6 protein-coding genes are annotated in these 5,483 nt (G+C 38.3%); 4 read left to right on the top strand and 2 right to left on the bottom strand.

The annotated features are described in order from the left end of the window. The first annotated feature begins 155 nt into the window (after positions 1–155). Positions 156–1,100 carry a calcium/sodium antiporter gene (locus QMD71_09790; GenBank protein ID MDI6841115.1) on the top strand — a complete coding sequence of 315 codons (945 nt, stop codon included), beginning with the start codon at positions 156–158 and terminating at the stop codon, positions 1,098–1,100. Here QMD71_09790 and thpR read toward each other — a convergent pair. Both thpR and QMD71_09780 read right to left on the bottom strand, forming a co-directional pair. Beyond that, positions 1,097–1,663: an RNA 2',3'-cyclic phosphodiesterase gene (thpR, locus tag QMD71_09785; GenBank protein ID MDI6841114.1), complete on the bottom strand. Its 567-nt coding sequence runs from the start codon at positions 1,661–1,663 to the stop codon at positions 1,097–1,099. The genes QMD71_09790 and thpR overlap by 4 nt on opposite strands. Beyond that, entirely contained in the window at positions 1,660–2,700 is a 1,041-nt protein-coding gene (locus QMD71_09780) for an aminopeptidase P family protein (protein ID MDI6841113.1), read from the bottom strand. Before QMD71_09780 ends, thpR begins: the two co-directional genes overlap by 4 nt. Before the next feature lie 137 nt (positions 2,701–2,837). Here QMD71_09780 and QMD71_09775 point away from each other — a divergent pair, with 137 nt between their 5' ends. The 3 genes from QMD71_09775 to QMD71_09765 all read left to right on the top strand — a co-directional run bounded on the left by QMD71_09775 (position 2,838) and on the right by QMD71_09765 (position 5,467). Continuing rightward, positions 2,838–4,013, top strand: coding sequence for a (Fe-S)-binding protein (locus tag QMD71_09775; protein MDI6841112.1), 1,176 nt, complete (start codon positions 2,838–2,840; stop codon positions 4,011–4,013). Next, the gene (meaB, locus tag QMD71_09770) at positions 4,003–4,968 is read left to right on the top strand and encodes a methylmalonyl Co-A mutase-associated GTPase MeaB (GenBank protein ID MDI6841111.1); all 966 of its coding nucleotides are present in this window, start codon (positions 4,003–4,005) and stop codon (positions 4,966–4,968) included. Before QMD71_09775 ends, meaB begins: the two co-directional genes overlap by 11 nt. 184 nt (positions 4,969–5,152) lie before the next feature. After that, entirely contained in the window at positions 5,153–5,467 is a 315-nt protein-coding gene (locus QMD71_09765; protein MDI6841110.1) for a serpin family protein, read from the top strand. The last annotated feature ends 16 nt before the right edge of the window (positions 5,468–5,483 follow it).

Genomic DNA, 5,483 nt, shown 5'->3' with positions numbered 1-5,483 from the left:
TCGCTTCACTACTTCTATTAGACAGATAGAGGACATTTTAGCTTAAAAATTAAAGGGGACATTTTTGCTTGAAAGTGACATTTTTACCGATTTTTATTGACAGAGTGGTATAATTAGATAATAGTTTAACTCTATTTATATTATAGGAGGGCGATTTGATTCTAAGTATTTTTATACTTTGCGTTTCGTTATTTTTCATCGTCAAAGGAGCAGACTGGTTTACCGATGCCTCTGTCGCTATAGCTGAGATTGCAAGAGTCCCAAAGATAGTAATTGGTGCTACAATAGTTGCGTTTGCGACAACACTACCTGAATTCACTGTCTCCATATCCTCTGCTGGCATGGGCCATACTGATATAGCTTTTGGGAATGCGATTGGGTCCTGCACATGTAATATTGGGCTTGTATTAGGGTTATCTTGGCTGATAGGAGCTAAAATAGTTTATCAAAAGGCAGAGCTGCAGACAAAGTTGATATTTATGATAGGGAGTGGTATATTAGCTTTACTTTTATCTTTTGGTTTTATAATAAGCCGAATAGATGGTTTAGTTCTTGTCCTTGTACTTGTTTTCTATGGTTTTTATATCGCAAAGATTATGAAAAAGCGGTCAATAGAGATGGCAGTTCTTGATGTAGAAGTCAAACCACAGGGTATGAGGAACGAGGTTCTTTTGTTCATTCTTGGTGCCCTATGCGTAGTAGGTGGTAGTAGAGGGATTGTTAAAAGTGGGATTGACATTGCAAGAGCTTTGGGAGTATCAGAGCTTGCTATAGGGCTCACTATTGTCGCTGGTGGCACTTCTTTACCAGAACTGGCAACTGCTATCGCATCGCTAATCAAAGGGCACCATGCATTATCTATGGGAAATATTATTGGGGCAAACTTTCTGGATATAGTATGGGTATTGGGAGTAGTTTCCATTATAAGGCCAGTGCCTATCTCTTATCAGTCCATATTATACGATTTACCAATTATGCTACTCGTTATGGTGGCTACTGCCCTGTTTGTAAGGCTACCTAAATTTTCGTCAAGACTGAAAGGTGGAGTTATACTGCTTATATACGGAGTATATGTCTTTGGTCTATTCCATAGAGCTTAAAATTTAAATTCTGCAATATCTGTGTATACGGGAGCCTCTGGAGTGAGTGTACTCTTTATCAGATAAACTTTGTCTGCAATAAACCCCGCTTCTTTTTTGATAAGAGGCGGGGTAAATGCGGAGGTTTCAAATTTTTGGTTCTTGATTTCTGGTTTTTGCCCTTTCTTGATCCTTCCAATTGTCAAATGGGGTGATGGCTCACGAGCTTCAGGTTCAAAGCCAAGTTTAGATAATTCTTTTTCTAATTTATTTATAAGCCCAATAAGTTTATCTTTGCCCTCTTTTACGCCTATCCATAACACATTTGGGCGCCTTAAATTAGGGAACCCACCAATGTCTGAAAGTGAAATATTGAACGGTTTGATGCCTTGTATAGAAGATTTAATTGCTGATTTTACAGTTTCTATTTGTTCGTCTTTCACTTCACCCAGGAACTTTAGTGTAAGATGAATATTTTCAGGTTTTACCCACTTAACACCTTGTACCTCTTTTAAACTCTCTTGGAGTTGAGCCACTTTTTCAATTATCTCAGTCGGGATTTTTATCGCTACAAATGCTCTCATTTAGGTGAATGTGTGATTACCTTAACCCCACTATCTTTAACCACCACCATATCCTCTATACGGACGCCACCAAAATCTTTAATATATACAGCGGGTTCAATAGTGAAAACCATACCTACCTGTGCGTAGTCCTCACTATTTGATGATACTCTTGGCGCTTCATGGACTTCAAGCCCAACCCCATGGCCAAGTGAATGACCAAAGCATTTACCATAGCCAGCTTTGGTTATTACATCTCTTGCAATACGGTCGAGTTTCTTCAATGAGATACCATGTTTTACATTACTTATAGCAGTTAGCTGTGCATCAAGGACAAGTCTGTAAATCTTATTTGCTTTTTGATTATTGCCAAGTATCAGCGTTCTTGTCATATCAGATGCATAGCCATTGTAGACTGCACCAAAGTCAATGATAACAGTATCTCTATCTCTTAATTTTCTATTTCCTGCCCTTGCATGCGGTAGAGCTGCATTTGGACCTGATGCCACAATTGTATCAAATGGGGTACCGGATGCACCTCTCTTCTTTAATTGATATTCAAGTTCAATAGCTATGTCTTTCTCTTTTACCCCAGGCTTTATAGTAGACTTTACATCTTTAAACGCAGAATCTGCAATATTAGCTGCTTTTCTAATATTGGTTATTTCATCTATATCTTTCAACATTCTCAGTCTTTCTACCTTATCTTTAAGTGGAACAAGTCTTTTATTCTTTAGTTCGTTTTTAAGCTTCCAATATGTTGAATATCTTATTTCTTGTTCAAACCCTATCTTTTTCAATGATTTAATAATTGGATGATGAGCAAGCTCAAGGAGTGATTCTTTAACTATAACGGTCTCTGCGCCCTTAACTTCTCTTTCACTTTGTTCTTTATATCTGAAATCAGTAAAGAAGATTGCTTCTTCTTGCGTAACAAGTAATACCCCACTGGACCCAGTAAAGTTAATAAGGTATCGTATACTAGGGAGCTCAGTAATCAAGAATGCATCTACTTTATTAACTTCTTCTCTTAACTTAAATAGTCTCACACTATTCATGACACTAATTTTACGGATAAGACATACATAAGTCAAGTTTTTAATTGAAGAAATGGAAACGAGTTCCTTTTGTCTTGACAAATGAGAAGAGCAGTAGTAAAGTTGAAAAAGGGGTTGTTAAGCCATTGTGAAAGATAATGGGTAGTGTAATTACATTGGATACAGAAGTTAGGGATGCTATTCTTAAGACAGGTGGTATAGATGCCTATAAATGTTATCAGTGTGGCAAGTGTATGAGCGTATGTCCTTGGTATCAGGTGAAAACAGTTGAATTTCCGGTTTATAGGATACCACAAGCAGTTAAACTTGGTGTAACCATAAGTAGCGAAGTCAAAGAAGAGGTAGCAAAAGAAGTAGAAGAAATATTCAGATGCGTAGGCTGCGAGGCTTGTACTGATGAGTGCCCACACGGTGTTAGTATACCAAATATTATGAGAGCTATACGCAGAATACTCGTTGATTATGGAACATTACCTCATGACTTGAAGGCAGTAATTTCCAGGATCTATAATGTCGGGAACCCATTTGGAGAGCCAAGAGAAAAACGAGGCAACTGGGCACATGGGTTAGATATACCAGCCTTCAGGCAAGATATGGAATTTCTCTATTTTTCATGCTGTATACCAGCGTATGATACACGTGCAAAAAATGTAGCTCAATCTACAGTTAAGATTTTGAAAAGTGCAAATGTGTCATTCGGTATACTTGGGCAAGAAGAGCAGTGTTGCTGTGAGAGTATCAGGAGAGCGGGTGCTGAAAAAGTATTCAAAGAGCTTGCCAAATCTAATATCACTGCATTCAAGAAGGCTGGTGTCCATAAAATATTAACTACATCACCTCATTGTTATTCTACTTTTAAGAAAGAGTATACAGAATTTGGTGCAAACTTTGAAGTCTTACACCAAACACAATTGTTTTCACAACTCATCAAGAGTAAGAGACTTATTCCACAAAAACCACTTAATAAACGAGTTGCATACCACGACCCGTGTACACTTGGGCGCCAGAATGGTATATATGATGAGCCAAGAGAAGTATTAAAGAGTATACCTGGGCTGGAGTTAGTTGAGATACCTAACTTTTCTCGTGAATACAGCTTATGTTGTGGTGGCGGCGGCATTGGGCTATGGCATGACTGGCCAATAGTGGAACGGATAGCCGATGTACGAGTTAAGCAAGTGCTTGGTACAGGGGCTGAAATCTTAGCCGTCGCCTGTCCGTATTGTTTACAGATGTTTGAAGATAGCATCAAAACTATGAATGCAGAGCTACAGGTGATGGATATCGCCGAGTTGCTGGCAGATGCATTGTAGAGACCTTATAAAGGAGTTACTTAAAGGAGACAAAGTAGCACTTGCGCGCATAATTAGTAGAGTTGAAAATGATGGTGCCACAGATATCTTAGAAGCACTCTTCCCATATATTGGTAAGGCTTATTATATAGGGATAACCGGACCACCGGGAGCTGGCAAATCTACAATCGTTGACAAGCTTACAGGTAAATTACTTGATAAAGGCAATAAAGCCTGCCTCGCTGAGTCAAGGCGGGTAGGAATTGTTGCAGTAGACCCAACATCACCATTCTCTGGTGGTGCATTACTTGGGGATAGAGTTAGAATGGCAAGCCTTACAGCAAGAGAAGGTGTATTTATAAGAAGTATGGCATCAAGGGGTAGTCTTGGTGGTATCGCTAATACAACAAAGGATGTAGCACTCGTTATGGATGCGTTTGGGATGGACTACATAATAATTGAAACAATAGGAGTAGGACAAGTAGAACTTGACATTGCTAATTTATGTGATACCACTATAGTAGTCCTTGTTCCAGAATCAGGAGACTCAATCCAGGCAATGAAGGCAGGACTACTTGAGATTGCAGATATAATTGTAGTAAACAAGAGTGATAGGGAAGGGGCTGAGCGTATGGTCGCTGAGCTTAAATTTACATCTGAGCTCCGTGGCACAAAGCGAGCATGGGAATACCCAATAATTAAGACAATAGCTACTGAAAATAGTGGGATAGACGAACTCATCCATATGATTGAGACTCACAAAGGATATCTAAAAACGAGTGGCAACTTTGAATCTAATAGGAAAGAGAAAATGAAGCTTCGGATAACAGAGCTTGTAGAAAGTAAAATAAGCGAACGTCTTAAGAGAGATGTACTTAAAGAAGGGGAACTCGATAAAATAGTAGAAAAGGTGTATAATAAGGAATTAAATCCATTTAAGGTGGCAGATGAGCTTGTAAAGAGAATTATAAATTAAAATGAGAGTGAAAAATGAACCTATGAGGCTGTCTGACAACTCAAAAAATTATCACGAAGACGCGAAAGGACGAAATCACGAAAAACTTAATTCCTTTAACCATAACAATTTAGGAAATTTCGTTTTTCAACATTTCGTGTTTTCGTGATAAAAAGCAATTATATGTTATAATAGGAAGGTTGACATGCGTAGAGTTTATAAGTTTTTGGTGGTTTCATTGGTTATTAGTGTATCGCTCCCCAGTTTTAATAGAGTAGTTTTTTCTCAGGTTGCCGATGCTGACAAGAAAACAGTGGTGGAGGGAAGTAATAAATTTGCAATTGAACTCTATGGAAATCTAAAAGAACGGGAAGGCAATCTGTTCTTTTCACCTTACAGTATCTCAATAGCTTTAGCTATGACCTATGCTGGTGCAAGAGGTAATACAGAAGCACAAATGGCAAAGGTCTTGCATTTTGAGTGTTACTTTTCAGCAAAAATGTCCTCTTTTATTTTTTAGGTAAAATGTCCTCTAT

The organism is bacterium, from assembly GCA_030018315.1.
GTDB lineage: Bacteria > Hydrothermota > UBA3073 > JACQXS01 > JAGMCI01 > JASEGA01.
This window is presented reverse-complemented; position numbering and strand designations above follow the sequence as displayed.

Coding starts and splice junctions, on each gene's coding strand:
- QMD71_09780 (MDI6841113.1), bottom strand. CDS start 2,700: ATGAATAGTGTGAGACTATTTAAGTTAAGAGAAGAAGTTAATAAAGTA.
- thpR (MDI6841114.1), bottom strand. CDS start 1,663: ATGAGAGCATTTGTAGCGATAAAAATCCCGACTGAGATAATTGAAAAA.
- QMD71_09775 (MDI6841112.1), top strand. CDS start 2,838: ATGGGTAGTGTAATTACATTGGATACAGAAGTTAGGGATGCTATTCTT.
- QMD71_09765 (MDI6841110.1), top strand. CDS start 5,153: ATGCGTAGAGTTTATAAGTTTTTGGTGGTTTCATTGGTTATTAGTGTA.
- meaB (MDI6841111.1), top strand. CDS start 4,003: ATGCATTGTAGAGACCTTATAAAGGAGTTACTTAAAGGAGACAAAGTA.